Consider the following 24,118-nt stretch of genomic DNA (forward strand, 5'->3'; position numbering starts at 1 on the left):
TGCACGGCCTCCCGCGGTACCCATTCATGAGGTCAGGGTATGACGATTTCCATCCTCCTTCCTTTCATGCCGACAGAGGGGAATCAGGTACTTCCCTTCACCGACCTGATCCAGGAGGGCCTCGCCGAACGCCTGTGGACCGGACAGTCGCTGTTGCTCGAACCGCACACGGCACTCGCCCACGCCGCCGGCGCGGGCGCCCGCGTCCCCTTCGGCACCAGCGTGACGCTCCTGCCGCTGCGACACCCCTTCCAGGCCGCCCTCCAGGCACGGTCGCTGGCAGCCCTCAGCGGGCACCCCTACGTCGCCGGACTGGGCGCCGGAGCGCAGCCGTTCGTCCAGGCGCTGCGGGGCCGCCCCTATGCCGGCCCCCTGGGCGCGGTGCGCGAGTACACCACCATCGTCCGGCGCCTGCTGGCCGGTGAGACGGTGGACCTGACCGGCGACCACTACGAGATGCACGGCGCTCTGCCCCCGCTGGAGACCCCGCCCGTCGAACTCGGCCTCGGTGTGCTCAGGCCCAGGATGGCCGAACTCGCCGGAGAGGTCTCCGACGTCGCCATCACCTGGCTGACGCCCCCGAGTTACCTGGCCCGGACCCTGCTGCCCGCACTCGCCCGCGGGGCGGAACGCGCGGGGCGGCCGCGACCGCGGGTGACCGCCGTCGTCCACGTCTCCCTCGACGCCCCGCGGCGCGATCACGCACGCGTCATCCTGGCCGCCACCCACGCCCACCTCCGGGCCCCGCACTACCGGGCCATGCTCGGGCTCGCCGGGATCGAGGTGAACCCCGACGACCTCCTCGCGACGGCCGTGCGGCTCATCGAGAGCGGAACCGTCGCGGTGGGCAGCGTCACGGAGATCCTCCGCACCGTGCGCGCCTACCACGCCGCGGGGGCGGACGAAGTCGTCCTCAGCACGATCGGCCTCCACACCGTGAACGGAACGGACGCGTCCCTGGCCGCACTGAGCGCCGTCGGCCGCGCCGCCCGGGCGGAGGCCCCAGCCCTGGAAGAGAGCCGCAGATGACGGGACGGACAGCACAGGCCCCGGAGTTCTCCGCCCGGCGACTCCTGATCGTCGGCACCGGAGCCCTGGGCGTCTCCTCCCTGCCCGGCTGGCTCGGCTGGCTGCGCGAGACCTACCCCGAGACCGAGACGAAGGTCCTGCTCACCCGGCAGGCCGCCACGTTCGTCTCGCCCGCCGCCCTCACCGCGATCGGAGGCCGGCCCGTGCTCCACGACGTCTGGCCCACCGAGCCCGAGGTCGCCGCCCCCCACGTCCGACTCGGCGAATGGGCGGACGCCATAGCCGTCTACCCCGCGACCTTCCACTTCGTCAGCCGCTTCGCGACGGGACTCGCCGACACCCCGGCGATGCTGGCGCTGCAGTGCACCACCGCGCCGATCGGCATAGCACCCGCACTGCCGCCGGGCGGATACGAGAGCCACGCCTTCCGATCCCACCTGGCCGCACTCGGGCACCGCCCCAACGTCGTGGTCGCCGCGCCGGAGCCGGGCCGCAGCGTCACCAGCGGCCGCGTCGAAGCGTCCACGGCCGCGCCGCTCACCACCCTGCTGCCGCTGATCGAGGAGCTCCGCGCCAAGGCCGGTGGAACCGAAGCGCCATGACCACCCCTCATGACACCGCCCACGACACCGTCGTCGAGCGCTACGGCAGCGGCCACGTGGAGACCGAGGTCAGGCGCTCCCCGAGCGGACGGACCACGTGGATCCGTAGCGCCGGCAAGAAGCGGACCCAGCCGTTCGGACCTCCGCGTCCCGCTCTCGTCACCGCTCTCGAAGCCCTCGCCCCCACCCGCCCGGACGCCCGCTTCGTTCCGCCCCGCCCCCACGGCCAGGCACTGCACTACGCGGTCCCGGGAGCCGCCTCCGCGGCGGACCTCCTCCTCTCGGGCGACCCCCGGCTCCACGCCAGAGCCGCTTCGTCGCTGGAACACCTCGGAGGGCTGCTCCGCTCACTGCACGCCGTACCGACGGCAGCCGTGGACACGGCCCCCGACGCGCCCCTGAGCTGGCTGCGGCTGTCGGGCTGGCTGGACGGCCCGCGCCCCGGCCCCGCGGCCGTCCTGCACACACGCCTTCGGCAAGCCCTCGGCACCACCAGGTGGCAGCTGCTCGCCTCCTGGCTGGAGGGCCTGCGCACCGGCCCCCGGGTGCTGCTGCACGGAACGCCGAGCCTGGGACTGCTCGTCCCCTCCGAGTCGGACGGGGCCGACGCCCTCCTCACCGGGGAGGATCTGGGACGCGGCAGCCGGCAGCAGGACGTCGGCTGGGTGCTGGGCGAACTCCACGAACTGCGTGCCGTGTCGGCGCGGTTGCGGCCGTCGAGGCGCCCCCCTGACTGGGACGACCTCACCGCACGCTTCATCGAGGGCTACGGACTTCCGCCCGACCCGCCGGCCCACCGCGCGGCAACGCTCAAGACCCTGCTCCACCTGCACGATTTCTGCGTCTTCGTGACATGGGACGACGCGGAGATCCTCCGCTGCGCCGCAGACCTCGCCCAACTGGTCGACGAACACGGAAAGGGCTGAGAAGTGCCTGACGACACCCCCCTCGCCTACCCCGCCGCCCGACGCCAGGACCTGGTGGAGAACCTGTTCGGCCACTCCGTCGCCGATCCCTACCGGTGGCTGGAAGAGCACGACAACAGGGAAACCCGGGACTGGCTCACCGGACAGGACGGCCTCACCCGCGCCACGCTCGAGTCGCTGCCCGGCCGGGACCGTCTCCGCGCCCACCTGAACGAACTGATCTCGGTGGGCGTGACCGGCCCGCCCGTCTGGCGCGGCGCCCGGCACTTCTTCATGAAGCGCGAACCGCGACAGGAGCACGCCGCCCTCCACATGACCGACGAGGACGGCACCAGCCGCCTTCTGATCGACCCCGTCGACCTGGACCCCACGGGACGCACGACGCTGGACAGCTGGCACCCGGACGGGACGGGCACCCGACTCGCCTACCAGGTGTCCGTCGAAGGGGACTCCGACAGCCGCCTCTACGTCCTCGACGTCGCGTCGGGCTCCCTGCTCGACGGGCCCGTCACCCGCTGCCGCCACTCCCCGGTCGCGTGGCTGCCCGGCGGCGACGCCTTCTACTACGTGCGCAGCCTTCCCCGGTCCGCCGTGCCCGAGGGGGAGGAGCACTACCACCGGAGGGTCTGCCTCCACCGAGTCGGCACCGACCCCGACGCCGAGGACTCCGTCGTCTTCGGCGCCGACCGCCACAAGGCCACCTCCTACGGCATCGCCGTCGGCCAGGACGGCCGGCGGCTCGTCCTCACCGCGACCACCGGCGCCGTACGCCACAACGAGGTGTGGCTGGCCGACCTCACCGACGGCGACCCCCGCCGCCCGGCCTTCGTGCCCGTGCAGGGGCACTCCCGCGCCCACACGCGCCCCTTCGTCGGCCACGACGGACGGCTGTACCTCCACACCGACCTCGACGCCCCCCGGGGCCGGCTCGCCGTCACCGACCTCGACTCCCCGGTGTCCGGCCCGTGGCGGGACGTCCTGCCCCAGGACCCGGAGGCGCGCCTCGACCACGTCGCCGTCCTCGACAGCCCGGAGCTGGGGCGCCCTCTCGTCCTGGCGGGACGGACCCGGCGCACCTTCGGCGAGATCACGGTCCACGACCTGGCCACGGGCGAACACCTCGGCCGCGTCGAGCTCCCGGGCCACGGCGTCGTCGGCGAGATACGCGGCCGGGGACACGAGGCCTGGTTCACCTATACCGATCCGTTCACCCCGCCGACCGTCTTCCACTGGAACGCCCTCACCCGCACCCGCACCGTCTGGGCGTCGCCCCCCGGACGGAAGGCCGTCCCTTCGAGGCCCCCGGGAACCGTGCACCACCTGGACTGCGCGGCGCCGGACGGCACCCCGGTCCGCGTCACCGTCCTCGCCCCGCACGCGCGACCCGGGCCCCTGCCCACGATCCTCTACGGCTACGGCGGCTTCGGGCTCTCCCTGGCCCCGGTCTACAACCCGGAGATCCTCGCCTGGGTCGAAGCCGGCGGCGTCTACGCCGTGGCCCACGTACGGGGCGGGGACGAGGGCGGAAAGGAGTGGCACGCCGCCGGCGCCGGAGCGAACAAGCAGAAGGCGGTGGACGACTTCCACGCCGTGGCCGAGTCCCTCATCGACGGTGGCTGGACCACCGGCTCACAGCTGGTGATCAGCGGTGAGTCGAACGGCGGGCTGCTGGTCGGCGCGGCGCTCACCCAGCGCCCCGGTCTCTACCGGGCCGTCCTCTGCGGAGCCCCCGTCCTGGACATGGCCCGGTACGAGCGCTCCGGGCTCGGGCCCTCCTGGACCGCCGAATACGGTTCGGCCGAGGTGGAGGAGCAACTCGGATGGCTCATGGGCTATTCGCCGTACCACCACGTCACCGCGGGGACCGTCTACCCCGCAGTGCTGTTCAGCGTCTCCGAAGGAGACGCGATCGTCGATCCGCTGCACGCCCGGAAGATGTGTGCCGCGCTCCAGCACGCCGCCGGTGGCCGTCCGGCCGCCGGCGGCGACGGGATCGTGCTGCTCCGACGCGAACCCGGAGCGGGCCACGGGGCCCGTTCCATGAGCCTCATGGTCGACCTCCTCGTCGACCAGCTCGCCTTCGCCGCCTGGCAGTCCGGACTGCCGCTCACCCCTCACAGCACCGTTCCGCCCCCCGGCTCCGTGCGAGCGTGCACCGTGCCGCACCCACCCACCCGAGAAGAAGGATCCCGAAATGACCCGGTCGCTTCTGCGTAGCTCTGCCCCCGCCGCGGTCCTGGCCGCGGCGGCCGCTCTCCTCCTGGGCGCCTCGCCCGCCTCCGCCTCCGCTCCGGTCCAGCAGCGCGTCGCGTCCACGACGAACGCCTGGCCCCCTCCGGCCGGCTACACCCACCAGGGCTCCTTCTTCGGCGCCGCCGCCTGCCAGACCGCCGGGAAGGACGGCGTCGCGGCCGGCGAATGGAGCGCGTACCTCTGCCGGCAGGAGCTGCCCTTCTCGGTGATCCAGGAGCTGTACGTCAAGAAGTGACGTCCTCGGACGACGTCGGGCGCCCGGGAGCGGACCCTCCCGGGCGCCCCTCTCCTCCGGGCGAGTGACGGTGGCACGTCGTAGGCTGGGGGCGACCGGGTCCCCCAGGGGCCCGGGACCACCCGGCCCGTGACACGTGTCGGGCTGTTCGCGTTGCCCGACCCGTCGTACGAACCCGGGATGGAAGTTCCATGAGCCTGCACGGTCTGCTCGATGTCGTCGTCAAGGACGCCGCCCTCGCCGAGGCGGTGAAGGCCGCCGCCGACGGCAACCGCCCGCACGTGGACCTGGTCGGCCCGGCGGCCGCGCGCCCGTTCGCCGTGGCCGCGCTCGCCCGGGACTCGGGGCGGCCGGTGCTCGCGGTGACCGCGACCGGCCGGGAGGCCGAGGACCTCGCCGCCGCGCTGCGGTCGCTCCTCGACCCGGACACGGTCGTCGAGTACCCCTCCTGGGAGACCCTCCCGCACGAGCGGCTCTCGCCCCGCTCCGACACCGTCGGCCGCCGCCTCGCCGTGCTGCGCCGCCTCGCGCACCCCCGCGACGACGACCCGGCCGCCGGGCCCGTCTCCGTCGTCGTCGCGCCCATCCGGTCCGTGCTCCAGCCGCAGGTCAAGGGGCTCGGGGACCTCGAACCCGTGGCGCTGCGGTCCGGCCAGACCGCCGACCTGAACGAGGTCGTCGAGGGGCTCGCCGCCGCCGCGTACTCCCGTGTCGAGCTCGTCGAGAAGCGCGGCGAGTTCGCCGTGCGCGGCGGCATCCTGGACGTCTTCCCGCCGACCGAGGAGCATCCGCTCCGGATCGAGTTCTGGGGCGACGACGTCGAGGAGATCCGGTACTTCAAGGTCGCCGACCAGCGGTCCCTGGAGGTGGCCGAGCACGGTCTGTGGGCGCCGCCCTGCCGTGAGCTGCTCCTGACCGACGAGGTCCGCGAGCGGGCCGCCGCGCTCGCCGTCGAGCACCCCGAGCTGGGCGAACTCCTTGGCAAGATCGCCGAGGGGATCGCGGTGGAGGGCATGGAGTCCCTCGCGCCGGTCCTCGTCGACGACATGGAGCTGCTCCTCGACGTGCTGCCCAAGGGATCGATGGCCGTGGTCTGCGATCCCGAGCGGGTCCGGACCCGGGCCGCCGACCTCGTCGCCACGAGCCAGGAGTTCCTCCAGGCCTCCTGGGCCGCCACCGCCGGCGGCGGCGAGGCCCCGATCGACGTCGGCGCGGCCTCGCTGTGGGGGATCGCGGACGTACGGGACCGGGCGGCCGAGCTGGGCATGGCCTGGTGGTCGGTGTCGCCGTTCGCGGCGGACGTCGACGAGGCCGCCGACACGCTCACCCTCGGCATGCACGCCCCCGAGTCGTACCGCGGCGACACCGCCCGCGCGCTGGCCGACACGAAGGGCTGGCTGGCCGAGGGCTGGCGGACGGTGTACGTGACGGAGGCGCACGGTCCGGCGTCCCGCACGGTCGAGGTCCTCGGCGGCGAGGGCATCGCCGCCCGGCTCGACGCGGACCTGTCCGAGATCTCGCCGTCCGTCGTGCACGTGGCGTGCGGCTCCATCGACCACGGCTTCGTCGACCCGGCGCTCAGGCTGGCGGTGCTGACGGAGACGGACCTGTCGGGGCAGAAGGCGGCCGGCAAGGACGGGCAGCGGATGCCCGCCAAGCGCCGCAAGACGATCGATCCGCTGACCCTGGAGGTCGGCGACTACATCGTGCACGAGCAGCACGGCGTCGGCCGCTACATCGAGATGGTGCAGCGGACCGTGCAGGGCGCCACCCGCGAGTACCTGCTCGTCGAGTACGCGCCCGCGAAGCGCGGCCAGCCCGGCGACCGCCTCTACATCCCGACCGACCAGCTGGAGCAGGTCACCAAGTACGTGGGCGGCGAGGCGCCGACCCTGCACCGGCTCGGCGGCGCGGACTGGACGAAGACGAAGCAGCGCGCGAAGAAGGCCGTCAAGGAGATCGCGGCCGATCTGATCAAGCTGTACAGCGCCCGCATGGCGGCGCCCGGCCACGCCTTCGGCCCGGACACGCCCTGGCAGCGGGAGCTGGAGGACGCCTTCCCGTACGCGGAGACGCCCGACCAGCTGTCGACGATCGCCGAGGTGAAGGAGGACATGGAGAAGACGGTCCCGATGGACCGTCTGATCTGCGGCGACGTCGGTTACGGCAAGACGGAGATCGCGGTGCGGGCGGCCTTCAAGGCCGTCCAGGACGGCAAGCAGGTCGCGGTCCTCGTGCCGACGACGCTGCTGGTGCAGCAGCACTTCGGCACGTTCAGCGAGCGGTACTCGCAGTTCCCGGTGAAGGTGCGGGCGCTGTCCCGGTTCCAGTCGGAGAGCGAGTCGAAGGCGACGATGGAGGGGCTGCGGGAGGGCTCGGTCGACGTCGTCATCGGCACCCACCGCCTCTTCTCCTCCGAGACGAAGTTCAAGGACCTGGGCCTGGTCATCGTCGACGAGGAGCAGCGCTTCGGCGTCGAGCACAAGGAGCAGCTGAAGAAGCTCCGGGCGAACGTGGACGTCCTGACGATGTCGGCCACGCCGATCCCGCGCACGCTGGAGATGGCGGTGACGGGCATCCGCGAGATGTCGACGATCACGACGCCCCCGGAGGAGCGGCACCCGGTCCTCACCTTCGTCGGGCCGTACGAGGAGAAGCAGATCGGCGCCGCGATCCGGCGCGAACTCCTGCGCGAGGGCCAGGTCTTCTACATCCACAACCGGGTGGACTCGATCGACCGGGCGGCGGCGCGGCTGCGCGAGATCGTCCCGGAGGCGCGGATCGCGACGGCCCACGGCCAGATGTCGGAGCAGGCGCTGGAGCAGGTCGTCGTCGACTTCTGGGAGAAGAAGTTCGACGTGCTCGTCTCGACGACGATCGTCGAGTCCGGCATCGACATCTCCAACGCCAACACCCTGATCGTCGAGCGCGGCGACAACTTCGGGCTGTCGCAGCTCCACCAGCTGCGCGGCCGCGTCGGCCGTGGCCGCGAGCGGGGCTACGCGTACTTCCTGTACCCGCCGGAGAAGCCGCTCACGGAGACCGCGCACGAGCGGCTCGCGACGATCGCCCAGCACACCGAGATGGGCGCCGGCATGTACGTCGCCATGAAGGACCTGGAGATCCGCGGCGCGGGCAATCTGCTGGGCGGCGAGCAGTCCGGTCACATCGCGGGCGTCGGCTTCGACCTGTACGTGCGGATGGTCGGCGAGGCCGTGGCGGACTACCGGGCCTCCCTGGAGGGCGGGGTCGAGGAGGAGCCGCCGCTGGAGGTCAAGATCGAGCTCCCGGTCGACGCCCACATGCCGCACGACTACGCGCCGGGGGAGCGGCTGCGGCTCCAGGCGTACCGTTCGATCGCCTCGGCGAACTCCGAGGAGGACATCAGGGCCGTCCGCGAGGAGCTCACCGACCGGTACGGCAAGCTCCCCGAGCCGGTGGAGAACCTGCTCCTCGTGGCGGGCCTGCGGATGCTGGCGCGTGCGTGCGGGGTCGGCGAGATCGTCCTGCAGGGCTCCAACATCCGCTTCGCGCCGGTGGAGTTGCGCGAGTCGCAGGAGCTGCGGCTGAAGCGCCTCCACCCGCGCACGGTCGTCAAGCCGGCCGTCCACCAGATCCTGGTGCCGCGCCCGACGGCCGGGAAGATCGGCGGGAAGCCGGTGGTGGGCCGCGAACTCCTCGCGTGGACGGGCGAGTTCCTGACGACGATCCTCGGAGGCTGAGGCGGGCGTCAGGGCGTGAAGAGCAGGCCGGCCAGCGAGCGGAAGTACTCCTCGGGGTCCCGGTCGCCGATCGCCGCCGTCACGTTGTGGGTGAGGAGCAGCGTCGCGAAGCCGTGGGCGAGCGACCAGGCGGCGATGCCGGCCTGCCGGGCGTCGGGGACGTCCGGCAGGTCCGCGACGCCCGCGCGGAGTTCGGCGGAGGCGCGTTCTTTCGCGGCGAGGAGGTCCGGGTCGTCGGCGCGCAGCAGCTCGGGCCGGAACATGACCTGGAAGTGCGCGGGGTGGGCGACGGCGAACCGGACGTAGCGCACGCCGCGCTCGCGCAGCGCGGGTGAGCCGTGCTCCGGGTCCGCGAGGGCCGCGGCGAGGAGTTCGTACCCCTCGGTGGCGATGGCCGTGAGCAGTCCGGTGCGGTCCTTGAAGTGGTGGGCGGGGGCGGCGTGCGAGACGCCCGCGCGGCGGGCGAGGTCGCGCAGGCTCAGCGCCCCGGGCCCCTCGGCGGCGATCGCGTCGAGCGCGGCGGCGAGGACGGCCTGCCGCAGGTCGCCGTGGTGGTAGGTGCCGCGGGGTGTCCGCCCGGCCCGGCCGTTCGTCTTGTCGTCGCTCGTCATGGCAGCAGCCTAACCCCAATCTAGTCATTGACAAGTTCGTGGGGGCGCGGACACAATCTTGTCAGTGGCAAGTCGGTGACGATGTGCAGGAGGACCCCGTGGAAACCGCTCGCGTACGTCAGATGTGGCACCTGCTCGAACCCCTGCACTCCGTGCTCTACTACGCCCCCGAGGCCTTCGACGAGGCGGGCGCCCTCGGCTACGGGACGGCCGACCGCTGGCCCTCCTACTTCGCCTGGCGCGCCGCCGCCCTCGGCCCCGTCGGACCGGTCCGCGTCGCCTCCGCCTTCTACGGCTTCAGCCCCGAGAAGGTCGCCCGGCACGTCCCCGCCGCCTGGGAGGTCGCCGCCCCCGCCGACGTGCTCGCCGCCCGGCTCCGCGCCGTCGACCGGATCTACCGCGCCCTCCTCGGCGAGGAGCTGCTCGGCGGCCCCGCGCTGGCCGAGGCGGCCGGGCTCGCCCGCCGCGCCGCCGGGGCGGCCGGCCTCGAAGGCCGCCCGCTCGCCGCGGCCCACGCCGAACTGCCCTGGCCCGACGCCCCGCACCTCGTCCTGTGGCAGGCGGCGACGATCCTGCGCGAGCACCGGGGCGACGGCCACATCGCCGCCCTGGTCGCCGCCGGCCTCGACCCGGCCGAGTCCCTCGTCTCCTTCGCGGCGATCGGGGCCGCGTCGGAACCGGTCTTCGAGAGCCGGGGCTGGAGCGCGGACGAGTGGAACGCCGCCCGCGAGCGCCTGAGGGTCCGGGGGCTCCTGGACGCGAACGGCGCCGCCACGGACGAGGGCCGCGCCCTGCGCGCGGAGGTGGAACGGCGTACGGACGAACTGGCCGCCGGGCCGTGGGACGCCCTCGGCCCCGAGGACACGGCCCGGCTCGCCGACCTCCTGGGCGGCCCCTGGCTCACCGTCATCGGCTCCGGCCTGCTGCCCTCCGAGAACACCCTCGGCATCGGCAAGGTGTGACGGCCCGGGGCCCCGGCTCCGGGCCCCGGTACCGCACCAGGGCCCCGGCTCCGGCTCCGGCCCCGCACCAGGGCCCCGGCTGCGGCTCCGGCCCCGGCTCCGCCGGTGGCCCCGGTCCGGAGCCGCAGCCGGGGCCATCGGTACGAACCGGGCACAACCGTTCGTCCTAGGATTCGAGGGTGCTGACGTACCGAAGGACCCTCGCCGCCTCGACGCTCGCCGTCTCCGTGCTCCTCGCCGCCGCCTGCTCGCCCGGCACCGGCACCCCGGGAGACGCCGGCCGCGGGTCCGCCGCCCCGGGTACGGCGCTCGCCGCCGTGGACACCCTCACGGTCAAGGGCCGGGCACCGAAGACCGGTTACGAGCGGGAGAAGTTCGGCCGGCCCTGGGCGGACGTCGACGGCAACGGCTGCGGCACCCGTGACGACGTGCTCAAGCGGGACCTGACCGGAGTCCGCTTCACGGACGGCCACTGCAAGGTCGCCTCCGGCACCCTCACCGACGACCCGTACACCGGAACCACCGTCCGCTACGTCCGGGGCCGCTCCAAGGTCGACATCGACCATGTCGTCGCGCTCTCCGACGCCTGGCAGAAGGGGGCGCAGACGTGGGACGGCGAGACCCGGCGCCGCTTCGCCAACGACCCGCTCAACCTCCTCGCCGTGGACGCCGCGACCAACCGCCGCAAGTCCGACGGCGACGCCGCCACCTGGCTGCCGCCGAACGGGGCGTACCGCTGCACGTACGTGGCCCGGCAGATCGCGGTGAAGAAGAAGTACGGGGTGTGGGTGACGCCGGGGGAGCGGGACGCGATGAAGCGGGTCCTCGGCACCTGCCCGCAGCAGAGGCTCCCGTAGCGCCGGACCGCCACGAAAAAACGTTTGAGCGGCCGGACGGGCGATCTTTAGCCTGGCCGCATGGACCTGAACGTCACCACCCTCGCCGAACGTCCCGAGCTCGAAGGGGCGATGTGGTCCATGAAGGACCTGTGGCCCGATTTCATGATGTACGACCCGGTCGGGTGGGCCAACATGGGCCGGATCGTCCGGGAGTTCCCGGAGTACGTGCTCGTCGCCACCGACGCCGGGGGCGCGGTCGTCGCCCGCGGCTTCAGCGTGCCCTTCCGGCTCGACGCGGAAGGCCGCCGCGAGCTGCCCTCCCGGGGCTGGGACGAGGTCCTCAACTGGGCCTTCTCCGACCTGCGGCACGGCCGGGAGGCCGACACCGTGAGCGCGATCGAGATCACCGTCCACCTCGACCACCTCGGCAAGGGCCTCTCGCACCGGATGCTCGCCGCCATGCGGGAGAACGCCGGCGGGCGGGGCTTCGCCGAGCTCGTCGCCCCGGTCCGGCCCAACGGCAAGCACCTGGAGGCCGGGGCCTCCATCCACGAGTACGCCTTCCGCACGCGTGAGGCCGACGGCCTGCCGCACGACCCGTGGCTCCGCGTCCACGTGCGCGCGGGCGGTGTCATCGAGTCCGTGGCCCCGGCCTCCATGACGGTCTCCGGCTCCGTCGAGCAGTGGCGGAAGTGGACGGGCCTCCCCTTCGACACGGACGGGCCGGTCGAGGTCCCGGGCGCGCTGGTCCCGGTCCACTGCGAGGCGACGCGCGGCTACGCGGTGTACGTGGAGCCCAACGTGTGGGTCCGCCACCGGATCGCCTGACGGCGCCCACGGGGGACCCCGGGGGCGATCTTCACGGCGGGGGATGTACCGTACGGCGTCCCCTGCCGTACATGCGTACGTGTCCGTGCGCGTACACCCGTGAGAGGTTCCGAGCGTGAACCAGGCCGTCTCCTTGGAGAAGGGCGCGGAAGCCCCGCGCCGAACCGGACTGCCCGGCCGGCGGGCCCGGCTGGCGCTCGCCGCCGTGCCGCTGCTGAGCCTCGGGGTCCTCGGTCTCGTGCCCTCCCTGGTCCTCGCCCTGCGCCGAGGGTCGCGCGGCGACTGGCTGGCCGCGCTGCTGTTCACGGCGGTCTCGGTCGGGTGGTGCTTCCAGATCGCCCTGACCCCGGTGGAGACCAGCGGTGTCCCCTACCTCCTGGATGTCCTGCTCCTCGCGACCTCCACCCTGGGCGCGGCGGTGCACTGCCTCGCGGTGAAGGACGCGAAGGGTGCGGATGCCGCGAAGGACGCGACGGACGCGAAGGACGCGACGGACGCGAAGGACGCGACGGACGCGACGGAGGCCGGTCGGTGAAGCTCCGTCGCACCTGGCGCGTCGCGGAGCGCGAAGCGGCCAGGAAGGAGGCGGCGGAGGCGGGCGTCGACGTCCGCGGCGTGCTCGCCGCGACGGCGGGGGCGCTGCGCGGCCGGGCCGGCTGGGCCCTGGGGTCCGTCCTGGTCATCCTCCTCGGCCTCTTCGGCGTCTGGCGGTTCGCGAACACGGACGACGCGGGCACCCCGCCCGACACGCGGGCCCGCGCCTACAAGGACTACGACGCCTGTCTGCTCACCGACGACAAGGGCATCGTGACGGGCGCGCCGGCGGCCCCGGTCTGGGAGGGGATGCAGGCCGCGTCCCTGGACAAGCGGATCCGGGTGACGTTCGTGCCGGTGATGGGGGAGCAGTCGGTGGCGAACGCCCGTCCGTTCCTCAACGGTCTGGTGCAGCGGGACTGCGAGATCGTCGTCGCGTCGGGCGCGCCGCAGGTGAAGGCGGCCGAGGCGGCGGCCGAAAAGAACCCGGAAGTCCGGTTCGTGACGGTCGGTGAGGGCGGCGGTGCCGCCCACGGCAACGTGGCCCGGGTGGCTCCCGGTGCGTCCCTCAAGGACGACATCACGGCGACGGTGAAGCGGCTGGCGGCCGACAGCTGAGCGGCCCCGGGTCCATTGCAGTCGGAAAGGTCCGGAAGGGTTCCTTCCCTCCGGTAAAGCAAAGGTAAAAACCGGCACCCTGCATGGAACTGGTGCGCGGTCATGAGGCAGTCTCGCGAGGCTTTGTAAGCATCGTGTGAGTAAAGGCTGACCCATGCATATACGCCGGGTCCGTAGCCCTCGACCACAGCCACCGGGTCGCACCGGCAGGCGCAGGTGGAGGGCTACGGCTCTTTCCGTACTGATTGCCATGTTCCTCATGGTCTCCACCGAATCGGCGGTCGCCGCGGGCGTCACGCTCGAACCGGTGAAGATGCCCCAGCTGTCCCTCTCGGGACTGTGGACCTGGCTCCACCAGAATCCGCTCGACACGCCCGACCAGCAGGGCGGCACCGCCCGCGGCAAGAGCCACAAGGCTTCCGCCGACTCGACCAGCAACGAGGGTGGGGCCGGTCGCAAGCCGGGCAAGGGCAAGGGCGAGCTGCCTCCCTTCGCGCGGGAGACCGACGATCCCGCCGACGTCACCACGGGCAAGGCGCCGGGTGGCAAGAACAGTTTCGACGCGCGCACCAGTCGGCGTGACGCGAAGAGGTCGACGGCGACGTCGGACTTCTTCGTCAACGCCGACGGTTCGACGACCGTCCGGCACTACACGGGCCGGGCGAACTTCAAGGCGGCCGACGGCACCTGGAAGCAGATCGACACGAGCCTGACGGAGGACAAGGACGGTCGTCTGCAGCAGACGGCCAACTCCCTGGACGTCGAGTTCGCGCCGACCGCCGCCGACCGGCAGCTGGCCTCGGTGGACTTCGGCTCCGGCCGGTCCCTGGCGTACGCGCTGCGCGGCGCCGCCAAGGCCGAGCCCGTTGTCGGCGGGAACGGGACCGTGACCTACGCGGACGTCCTGCCGGACACCGACGTGCAGCTCGTGCCGCTGGCGGAGGGGTTCAAGGAGAACATCGTCCTGCGCTCTGCGCAGGCCGCGAACTCGTGGATCTTCCCGCTGGAGACCCAGGGGCTCACCGCCCGGGTCGCGGCCGACGGCGACGTCGAGTTCACGGACGCGACGGGCAAGGTCGCCGCGACCATCCCGCACGCGTACATGGAGGACTCGAAGGTCGATCCGCGCTCCGGTGACGCCGCCCAGTCGCGGGACGTGACCTACGAGCTGACGGCCGTCGACGGCAAGCCGGCCCTGCGGATGACCGCCGACCGCGCCTGGCTCGACGCCCCCGAGCGGGTCTACCCGGTCACCGTCGACCCGACCGTGACCGCCTCCAACTCGACGTACACGCAGAACACCATCGGCGGCGACCACTCCACCGAGACGCAGATCAAGGTCGGCTCGTACGACTCGGGCACGAACAAGGCGAACTCCTTCCTGCAGTTCTCCTCCCTGGCCACCACGCTCGCGGGGCAGCGGGTCACCGCCGCCACCCTGAACGTGTACGCCCTGTGGTCCTCGACCTGTGCCGCCGAGTCCTTCTCGGTCCACCCGGTCACCCAGTCCTGGACCCCGTCCGGCGTCACGTCCTACCCGGGACCGACGTACGGCGCGGCCCTCGGCACCGCCACCCCGGCGCCCGGAGCCTCCTGCTCCAACAGCTCCGGCTCGGCGAGCGTCGGTGTCCGGATGCCGGTCACGCTCTCGACGACGTGGTTCAACAACGTCGCCGGCGGCGCGGCCAACTACGGTCTCGCGCTCACCGCGCCGACCAACGACATGCTCCACTGGAAGAAGTTCCACTCGGACAACTCGGCGACCGCCGGCTTCCGCCCGGCCCTCGACCTGACGTACACGCCGAACACGGCGCCGCAGATCAACGCCCAGTACCCGCCGCAGAACTTCCAGGCCAACACCCTCCAGCCGGAGCTGCTCGCCTACGCGACCGACGCCGACAACGGCCCGAGCCCGCTCTCGTACACCTTCGAGATCTACGACGGCGACGCCACCGGCACCCCGGTCCTCGTGGCCACCTCCGGCTCGATCACCAAGAGCAGCTGGAAGGTGCCCGCGGGCAAGCTGAAGTGGTCGAAGAACTACGACTGGTACGTGGCGGCCGACGACGGCACCTCCGAGGTCGTGGAGGAGAGCCGCTTCACCACGGCCGTGCCGCAGCCGCCGGTCACCTCGGGCCTGTCGATGAACAACGACGGCCACGACTTCGACCCGTCCGACGGCAACTACACGACGGACGACACCGACGCCGACGTCCCGGTCATCGGCCCCTCCCTGGAGATCGAGCGCGCGTACAACAGCCTCGACCCGCGGGTGGACAACGCCTTCGGCGCCGGCTGGTCGACGATCGTCGACATGAAGGCCGCCGAGGTCAAGGACAGCACCGGCGCCGTCACCAGCGTGATCATCACCTACCCGGGTGGTGAGCAGGTCGCCTTCGGCCGCAACGGCGACGGCACCTTCGTGCCGCCGCTGGGCCGCTACGCCCGGCTGGAGGCGGTCACCACCGCCCCCATCGGCTACAAGCTGACGGACAAGGACTTCACGGCCTACTCCTTCCAGCAGCCGACGGCGAAGGCCGGGACCTACGCGCTGACCACGATCAAGGACTTCGCCAACCGCACCGAGACGTTCACGTACGACGCGAACAAGCGGCTGACGAAGATCGCCAACGTCACGTCCAAGCGGAACCTGGGCCTGACCTGGATCCAGCCGAGCCCGACCAGTGCCTGGCACGTCGACACGGTCTACACCGACCCGTCCACCGCCGGCGACTCCGCCACGGTCCAGACGTGGAAGTACGGCTACTCCGGCGACCAGCTGACGAGCGTCTGCCCGCCGGCCGACTGGTCGAAGTGCACCACGTACACGTACGCGACCGGCAACCACTACCGCACCACGGTCCTGGACGCCGACCCGTTCGCCTACTGGCGCCTCGGCGAGACGTCCGGCACGCTCGCGCGTGACGCGATCGACTCCAACCAGGGCCAGTACAACGGCACGTACAAGAACGTGACCCTGGGCGGCACCGGCCCGCTCGCCGGCTCCACCCAGAAGGCCGCCGCCTTCAACGGCACGACGTCGTACGTCGAGATGCCGAGCGCCCCCGGCGCGACGCCCTCGTACACGACGGTGTCCCTGTGGTTCAAGACGTCCACCGCGGGCGGCGTCCTCTTCTACTACGCCGACAAGCCGCTCAGCGACCCCAACCCGGTCGCCAACACCCGCTACAACACCCCCGCGGTGTACGTGGGCACGGACGGCAAGCTGCGCGGCTGCCTGGCGATGTCGCCCGGCTGCGGGACGACGATCACGTCGACCCCGACCGTCACCGACGGCAAGTGGCACCAGGCCGTCCTGACCGGCGTCGCCAACGGACAGACCCTGTACCTCGACGGTGCCGTGGTCGGTTCCCTCAGCGGTGCCATCAACGACTGGGTCCAGCCGTACATCTCGCTCGGCGCGGGTGTGAACACCCACGGCTGGCCGGCCATGAACCCGAACGACACGCTCGGGCACTTCAACGGCCAGATGGCCGAGGTCGCCATCTACTCCGAGCCGCTCGCGGCCGACGTGATCGCCACGCAGTACAAGGCCGCCACGCAGGCCGCCGGACTGCTGCAGAAGATCACCACGCCGAACCTGAAGACCCAGGCGTCGGTCGTCTACGACACCACCGACGACCGCGTCCTCCAGGCCACCGACGGCAACGGCGGCACGTGGAAGCTGAACCCGCCGACCATCACGGGCTCGTCCCAGGTCTACCGGTCCGCCGTCATGGGCTCCGCCCCGGCCGGCTACTGGCGCCTGGACGACACCCAGGGCGCGGCCCAGGCCGCCAACCAGGTCCACACCGGATTCGGCACCTACAACAGCGTCATCCAGGGCGTCGAAGGCCCCTTCGGCGCGGACGACGTCTCCGCGGCGACCTTCGACGGCACCGGCTCCTTCGTGGAGATCCCGTACGGGCCGCTGCACGCCAAGCCCGACCGCTCGGTCGAGCTGTGGTTCAAGACGGCCGAGCCGGGCGTCATCATGAGCGACCAGAGCGTCGCCCCGAACAACCCCGGCGGCGTCACCGGCAGCTGGAGCGACCTGCTCTACGTCGGCGCCGACAACAAGCTGCACGGCCACTGGTGGAGCAGCAGCTGCAACGGCACCGCCACGATGGGCTCCACGGGCACCGTGACCGACGACAAGTGGCACCACGCCGTCCTGTCGGCCACCGGTACGACGCAGACCCTGTACCTCGACGGCGCCAAGCAGCAGTCCTGCACCGGGGCCCCGAACGACCAGACGACGTCGCGGACGTTCCTCGGCGCCGGCTTCAGCAAGTGGTACAGCTCGCCCGGTGACGTCTCGTTCTTCACCGGTTCGATCGCCGAGGTCGCGGTCCACGCCAAGGGCCTGACCGAGTCGGACGTCGCCGCCCACTGGTCCGCCTACAAGTCGTCCTCCGGCATCGCCCCGGTCAAGACGGTCACGCTGACCGACCCGACCGACAAGACGCTGACGTACGTGTACGACGCGGAGATGGGCAACCGCCTCCTCGCCGCGATCGACACGAACGGCAACCGGACGACGTACGGGTACGACACCGGCGGCTTCCTGCACACGATCACGGACGCCAACGGCAACCGGTCGATCACCGGCCACGACGTGCGCGGCAACGCGGTCTCCCAGACCACCTGCCAGGACACGGCCGCCAACAAGTGCTCCACGGAGTACTTCACGTTCTACCCGGACTCGACGACCGCGTTCCCGACGATGGACCTGCGCAACGACCTCGTGCTCACCGAGCGCGACGGCCGTTCCTCGGGCCCCACGGACAACGCGTACCTGACGAGCTACTCGTACGACACGGCCGGCAACCTGCTGTCCGTGACGACGCCGCCGGTCGCCGGGTTCCCGAACGGGCGCACGGCCACGACGACGTACACCACCGCCACCACCCCGGCGGCGGAGGGCGGCACGGCCGTGGCCCCGGCGGGACTCATCGCCTCGGTGACGACGCCCGGTGGCCGCAAGACGTCGTACACCTACTTCGTCAACGGTGACCTCGCGCAGGTCACGGACGCCAACGGCGCCACGGTGAAGTACACGTACGACAACATCGGCCGGCAGATCACCAAGACGGAGATCTCCGACGCCAATCCGGCCGGTCTGGTCACCAGCCAGACCTACGACAAGAACGACCAGGTCGTCACCGAGACCACGCCGGCCGTCACCAACCGGGTCACCGGTGCCAAGCACCAGGCGAAGACCACCACGGCCTTCGACCCGGACGGCAACATCCTGTCGCAGACCGTCTCCGACCTCACCGGCGGCGACGCGGCACGCGTGACGTCGATGACGTACGACGCGTACAACCAGATGGCGACCAGGACGGACCCGGGCGGCGACACCACGTCGTTCGAGTACGACGTCTACGGCAACAAGGTGAAGGAGACCGACCCGGCCGGGAACGTCAACACCTACACCTTCGACGGCGAGCAGCGTCCGCTCACCACCAACCTGCTCAACTACACCGGCGACCCGTACAACCCGACGCCTCCGACGACCCTCGTCCAGGAGTCCCGGGCCTACGACCCCGCGGGCCGGCTCGCGTCGATCACGGACGCGATGGGCTGGGTGACGGCGTACACCTACACCGACGACGGCCTGTCGGCGACGGTGGTCCGCAAGGACCCGCAGTCCGGCAAGCAGTTCACGGAGCAGGCGAACACGTACGACGCCGCCGGCAACCTGATCGAGCAGATCACCAACGACGGTCAGACCCGCTCCACCTTCACGGTGGACGCCGCCGACCGCACGGTCTCCGAGATCCTCGACCCCAACGGGCTCGCGCGGACGACGCAGACCAGCTACGACCCGGACGACAACGTGGTGACGGAGACGGAGCGGGACCCGGCGACGGGCGACGTCTCCACGACCGACACCCGCTACGACGCCCTGGGCAACATCACCGGCAACACCGTCCACGACGGCACGACGGCCCCGGTGGCCCGCTACAAGCTGGACGAGACGACGGGCTCCGGCCTGGCGGACTCCTCCGGCGGCAACAGCACCGGCAGCCACGGCACGGGCATGCACTGGAACACCGACCGGGGCGGCAGCGCCGTCTTCGACGGTGACGCCAACTCGTACGCCCAGACCACGGGCCCGGTCGTGAACACGGCCGGCAGCTTCACGGTCTCGGCCTGGGTCAAGCTGACGTCGACGGCGGCCAACCGCACGTTCGTCGCGCAGGACGGCAAGGAGGCCAGCGGCTTCCAGCTGTACTACTCGACGAGCGCCGGCTGGACGTTCAACCGGCACGCCACCGACACCTACGACCCGGTGATCGTCCGGGCGTCGTCCGGCACCGCCGCGGTCACGGTCAACACCTGGACCCACCTGGTGGGCGTCTACGACCAGGCGACCTCGCAGATCCGGCTGTACGTGAACGGCACCCTGGCCCAGGAGACGGCGTTCACCACGCCGTGGGAGTCCACCGGTCCGCTGCAGCTCGGCCGCCGCTGGTACAAGGGCACGTACGCGGAGAACCACCTCGGTGGCCTGGACGACGTCCAGGTCTACCAGGAGGCCCTCACCGCGGCGCAGGTCACCGCCGTCAAGGGCGGCACCCTGCCGGCCGCGACCAGCACGGTGCGCACCACCAACTGGAAGCTGGACCAGCGCGGTCTGCCCACGTCCATGACGGACACGGGCGGCAACGTCACCGACTACGGTTACGACGAGGCCGGACAGCAGACCTCGGTCACCGAGCCGGCCGTCAACGCGGAGCAGAACGGCGGGACCCCGGTCTCCGTCCGTCCCGTGACGATGACCGGCTACAACACCTTCGGCGAGCCGACCGAGGTCTCCGACCCGCTCGGCAACGTCGACACCACGGCGTACGACGCCGAGGGCCAGGAGTCCTCGACCACCTCGCCCGACTACCTGGCGCCCGGGGCCACCACCCCGATCAGGGCGACCTCGTACAACGAGTACAACAAGCTCGGCCAGGTGACCGCGGAGGTCGACCCGCTCGGCAACCGCACCACCTACACCTACACGCAGCTCGGCGACCTGGCCTCGGTCACGGAGCCCGGCGGCGGCACCACCAAGTACACCTACGACACCAACGGCGACCAGCTCTCGGCCACCCGGCCGAACGGCGCCAGGCAGGAGACCACCTACGACTACCTGGGCCGGGAACTGACCAGCACGGACATCGTGCGCCAGCCGACCCAGCGGGCGTACACCGCGATCAACGAGTACAACGCTCCGGGCGGCGAGCTGTCCCGCATGGTCTCGCCGACCGGCGTGAGCGAGTCGTACAAGTACAACGCCGTGGGCGACGTCATCGAGTCCACGGACACCGCGGGCAACGTCTCGAAGTTCACGTACGACATGGACAGCCGACCGCTGACGGTCACCGAGGCCGACGGCACCGGCACCCGCAACACGTACGACGGCTTCGGCCAGCTGATCAAGACCGAGGACCTGGACGAGACGGGCGCGGTCCTGCGCACCGGACGGACGGTGTACGACCGCAACGGCAACATGGTCTCGGCGACCGACCAGCGCGGTCACACGAAGACCTTCACGTACGACCCGACGGGTCTGATCACCAAGGTCGTCGAGCCGGTCTCCGCGACCGAGTCGATCACCACGACCTACGGGTACGACGCGGCGGGCAACCAGACCCGGTTCACCGACGGACGGGGCAACCCGTTCCTCACGACGTACAACACGTGGGGACTGCCGGAGTCGACGATCGAACCGTCGACGCCGACGCACCCGAACCTGGCGGACCGGACGTTCACGGCCGTCTACGACCAGGCCGGACGGATGAAGGAGTCCCGCGCCCCCGGCGGGGTCACGATCTCCTTCGCGTACGACGTGAAGAGCCGTCTCGTGCGCCAGACGGGTACGGGTGCGGAGGCCGCCACGGTCGACCACACGTACACGTACGACGCGGACGACCAGGTCACGGCCGTCGCCGGTGACGGAACGACGGACAACACCTTCACGTACGACGACCGCGGTCAGCTGCTGACGGCGAACGGCCCGTCGGGCTCCTCCTCCTTCGCCTACAACGGCGACGGGGCGGTCACCTCGCGGACCGACGCCTCGGGCACGTCGACCTTCGACTACGACACCGCCGGCCGCCTGAAGACGGTCAACGACGGTGCCACGGGCTCGACGGCGACCTATGCCTACGACGTCAACAACAACGTCACGTCGATCGACTACGGCACCGGGAAGGCGAAGCGCAGCTTCGGCTACGACAAGCTCGAACGCCTGACGAGCGACAAGCTGACGTCGCCGACCGGCAAGACGCTCGCGTCCTTCACCTACGGGTGGGACGAGAACGACAACCTGACGTCGAAGACGACGACGGGCCTCAACGGCTCGACGGCCAACACGTACGCGTACGACTGGGCCGACCGTCTGACCTCCTGGAACAACGGGACGACGACGGAGACCTACGGCTACGACGCGTCCGGCAACCGGACCCGCGTGGGCGGCGACACGTACACGTACGACGCCCGCAACCGGCTCACGTCGGACGGACACAGCGCCTACACGTACACCGCGCGCGGCACGCTGAGCTCGGTGACGGACGAGGCCAGCCGGGTCACGACGATGAAGGTCGACGCCTTCAACCGGGTGATCCAGGAGGGCGACCGGACGTACGCGTACGACGGTCTCGACCGGGTGCTGAACGCGAAGGACGAGACGGGTACCGCCGTCTACGCCTTCCAGTACAGCGGTGTCGGCAACGACGTGGCGTCGGACGGCGTGGCGAAGTACAGCCGCGACGCGGCCGGCTCGCTCGTCGGCGTGAAGACGGCGGCCTCGTCGGTGTTGGCCATGACGGACCTGCACACCGACGTGGTGGCGCAGTTCACCGCGACGGGCGAGGCGCTGACCGGTTCGACGACGTACAGCCCGTTCGGCAAGGTCCTGCAGACCGGCGGAATGGTCGGTGCGCTCGGCTACCAGTCGGGCTGGACCGACCCGGAGACGGCCAAGGTCAACATGGCCGCGCGCTGGTACTCGCCGGAGAGCGGCCAGTTCAACAGCCGTGACACGGTCGCGACCAGCGGGCTGCCCGACTCCGTCGGCGCCAACCGCTACGCGTACGCGAACGACAACCCGATGACGGGCATGGACCCGACGGGCCACTGGCCCGGCTGGGCCGACAAGATCGTCAAGAAGGTCAAGAAGAAGGTCAAGAAGGTCGTCAAGACGGCTTACAAGCACGTCAAGAAGGCCGTGAAGAAGGTCGCCAAGGTCGTCAAGAAGGCCGCCAAGGTCGTCAAGAGGGCCGTGAAGAAGGCGGTGAAGCGCGCCAAGCGGGCGGTCCGGAAGGCCGTGCACTACGTCGCCGACAGCGTCAGAAAGGTCAAGAGATACGTCAAGCGCGTCTACAAGCGCGTGAAACGTGTCGTCCACAAGGTCGTCAAGCACGTCAAGAAGGCCGTACGGAAGGTCGCCAAGGCGGTCAAGAACGTCGCCCACAAGGTGGTCAAGGCAGCCAAGAAGGTGGGCCGGGCCGTCAAGAAGGCGGCGAAGGCGACAGCCAACTTCGTCAAGCAGCACGCCTCGACCATCGCCTCGGTCGCCGTCGGCATCGCCGTCTTCGCGGGCTGCACCGCGATCACGGCCGGTGCGGGCGCGATCGGCTGTGCCGCACTCGCGGGTGCGGCGGGCAACGCGGTCGGCTACGCGATGAGCGACGGACCGAAGACGCTGGGCGGTTTCGCCATGGCCGTCGGCATCGGCGCGCTGACCGGCGCGGCCGGTGGTGTGGGTGGCCGGCTCGCGGCGAGCGCCGCGGGCAAGCTGCTCTCCGGCGCGGCCGGCAGGATCGGCACGAACATCGCCGAGAACGCCGGTGAGGAAGCCCTCTCGGGCGCCGTCGAGTACGGCACCTCCTGTGTGAACAGCGAGGAGGGCTGCTCGGTCGCGGGCGCCGCGAAGGCGGCCACGATCGGCGCGGTCATGGGCGGCGCGTTCGGAGCGAAGGGCAAGGGCAACAGTCCGAAGTCCAAGTCGTCTCCGGATCCGGACGGCGGCTCGGGTCCTGGTTGCCCGATCCGGCGCGGCAGCACCCCGCACAGCTTCACGGGCAAGACGCCGGTGCTGCTGGCGGACGGCAAGGCCAAGGAGATCGCCAAGGTCAAGGTCGGTGACAAGGTCCTCACGGCCGAGCCCGGCAAGAAGACCAAGGAGGTACACGAGGTCAAGCAGGTCATCGTCACCAAGACCGACCGCGACTACGTGGACGTCACCCTCGCGACGAAGACCGGCCGGAAGACAATCCAGACCACCGAGCACCACCAGTTCTACGAGTCCACCCGCAACTCCTGGACGCAGGCGGGCGACCTCAAGGTCGGCCAGAAGCTCCAGAACGGGGAGGGTGCTCCGACGGTGATCATCGACATCAAGGCGTACACGGCCCAGCGGACCACGTACGACCTGAGCGTCGAGGGCCTGCACACGTACTTCGTGGTGGCGGGCGCCTCGGTGTCCTCCGCCGACGTGGCGGCCGGGTCTGGTGGCGACGGTGCGGACTCGAACGCCGCAGTCCTGGTGCACAACTGCAACGTGAACGGCGAGGCCGAGGTCCGCATCCCGCCATGGGCCACGGACGACCAGGCCAGGCAGTTCCAGGACTACGTCGTCGCCGCGAACGACGCGATCGCGAACGGGCAGATGTCGCCCACGGGTCGTGTCTCCACCGCGGGCAAGGTCCGAAAGGATGCCGCCCGTCAGGCCAAGAAGGAGCGCAAGCGGGCCGAAGCAGCCGGCACTCCCTACACTGGTGTCGCCGGGCATGCACCGGACGCCATGTGGCTCGGGCACGGAACACCGCCGACCTGGATCGACATGGATCTGGAGGTGAACAGCAGTCTGTCGGGACAGGGCCAACGCTGTCCGGTCGGCTGCAAGCCCAAGAAGTTCGTCATCGTCGACAACAGAAATCCGAGTACGCCATGACCGAC

13 protein-coding genes are annotated in these 24,118 nt (G+C 71.2%); 12 read left to right on the forward strand and 1 reads right to left on the reverse strand.

From position 1 onward, the window contains the following. Positions 1–66 precede the first annotated feature (66 nt). From ACFYUZ_RS31730 to mfd, 6 genes are all read left to right on the forward strand, one after another. On the forward strand, positions 67–1,029 hold the full coding sequence (locus ACFYUZ_RS31730; RefSeq protein ID WP_389315038.1) for an LLM class flavin-dependent oxidoreductase: 963 nt from the start codon (positions 67–69) through the stop codon (positions 1,027–1,029). After that, entirely contained in the window at positions 1,026–1,631 is a 606-nt protein-coding gene (locus ACFYUZ_RS31735; protein ID WP_389315039.1) for a flavoprotein, read from the forward strand. The genes ACFYUZ_RS31730 and ACFYUZ_RS31735 overlap by 4 nt, the downstream gene beginning before the upstream one ends. Further along, positions 1,628–2,557 carry a hypothetical protein gene (locus tag ACFYUZ_RS31740; protein ID WP_389315041.1) on the forward strand — a complete coding sequence of 310 codons (930 nt, stop codon included), beginning with the start codon at positions 1,628–1,630 and terminating at the stop codon, positions 2,555–2,557. Before ACFYUZ_RS31735 ends, ACFYUZ_RS31740 begins: the two co-directional genes overlap by 4 nt. A 3-nt stretch (positions 2,558–2,560) precedes the next feature. Then, positions 2,561–4,774 carry a prolyl oligopeptidase family protein gene (locus tag ACFYUZ_RS31745; RefSeq protein ID WP_389315043.1) on the forward strand — a complete coding sequence of 738 codons (2,214 nt, stop codon included), beginning with the start codon at positions 2,561–2,563 and terminating at the stop codon, positions 4,772–4,774. Next, positions 4,752–5,045 (forward strand): hypothetical protein, encoded by a 294-nt coding sequence (locus ACFYUZ_RS31750; protein WP_389315044.1) that lies wholly within the window; start codon positions 4,752–4,754, stop codon positions 5,043–5,045. Before ACFYUZ_RS31745 ends, ACFYUZ_RS31750 begins: the two co-directional genes overlap by 23 nt. Before the next feature lie 191 nt (positions 5,046–5,236). Next, a complete protein-coding gene (mfd, locus tag ACFYUZ_RS31755) occupies positions 5,237–8,767 on the forward strand; it encodes a transcription-repair coupling factor (protein ID WP_389315046.1) in 3,531 nt (1,176 codons plus the stop codon). Positions 8,768–8,775: 8 nt separating this feature from the next. Here mfd and ACFYUZ_RS31760 read toward each other — a convergent pair whose 3' ends face one another. Further along, a complete protein-coding gene (locus ACFYUZ_RS31760) occupies positions 8,776–9,378 on the reverse strand; it encodes a TetR/AcrR family transcriptional regulator (RefSeq protein ID WP_389315047.1) in 603 nt (200 codons plus the stop codon). A 122-nt stretch (positions 9,379–9,500) separates the two neighbouring features. Here ACFYUZ_RS31760 and ACFYUZ_RS31765 point away from each other — a divergent pair, with 122 nt between their 5' ends. The 6 genes from ACFYUZ_RS31765 (at position 9,501) to ACFYUZ_RS31790 (ending at position 24,113) form a co-directional block, all read left to right on the forward strand. After that, positions 9,501–10,340 carry a hypothetical protein gene (locus ACFYUZ_RS31765; protein WP_389315190.1) on the forward strand — a complete coding sequence of 280 codons (840 nt, stop codon included), beginning with the start codon at positions 9,501–9,503 and terminating at the stop codon, positions 10,338–10,340. A gap of 179 nt (positions 10,341–10,519) precedes the next feature. Beyond that, the gene (locus ACFYUZ_RS31770) at positions 10,520–11,197 is read left to right on the forward strand and encodes an HNH endonuclease family protein (protein WP_389315049.1); all 678 of its coding nucleotides are present in this window, start codon (positions 10,520–10,522) and stop codon (positions 11,195–11,197) included. A 60-nt stretch (positions 11,198–11,257) separates the two neighbouring features. Then, positions 11,258–12,007 carry an N-acetyltransferase gene (locus tag ACFYUZ_RS31775; RefSeq protein WP_389315051.1) on the forward strand — a complete coding sequence of 250 codons (750 nt, stop codon included), beginning with the start codon at positions 11,258–11,260 and terminating at the stop codon, positions 12,005–12,007. 115 nt (positions 12,008–12,122) lie between these two features. Then, a complete protein-coding gene (locus ACFYUZ_RS31780) occupies positions 12,123–12,542 on the forward strand; it encodes a hypothetical protein (RefSeq protein ID WP_389315053.1) in 420 nt (139 codons plus the stop codon). Continuing rightward, positions 12,539–13,159: a BMP family ABC transporter substrate-binding protein gene (locus tag ACFYUZ_RS31785; protein WP_389315055.1), complete on the forward strand. Its 621-nt coding sequence runs from the start codon at positions 12,539–12,541 to the stop codon at positions 13,157–13,159. Before ACFYUZ_RS31780 ends, ACFYUZ_RS31785 begins: the two co-directional genes overlap by 4 nt. A 259-nt stretch (positions 13,160–13,418) precedes the next feature. Beyond that, positions 13,419–24,113, forward strand: coding sequence for a LamG-like jellyroll fold domain-containing protein (locus ACFYUZ_RS31790; RefSeq protein WP_389315056.1), 10,695 nt, complete (start codon positions 13,419–13,421; stop codon positions 24,111–24,113). The last annotated feature ends 5 nt before the right edge of the window (positions 24,114–24,118 follow it).

Source organism: Streptomyces sp. NPDC004266, from assembly GCF_042874095.1.
In the GTDB taxonomy this organism is placed as follows: Bacteria; Actinomycetota; Actinomycetes; order Streptomycetales; family Streptomycetaceae; genus Streptomyces.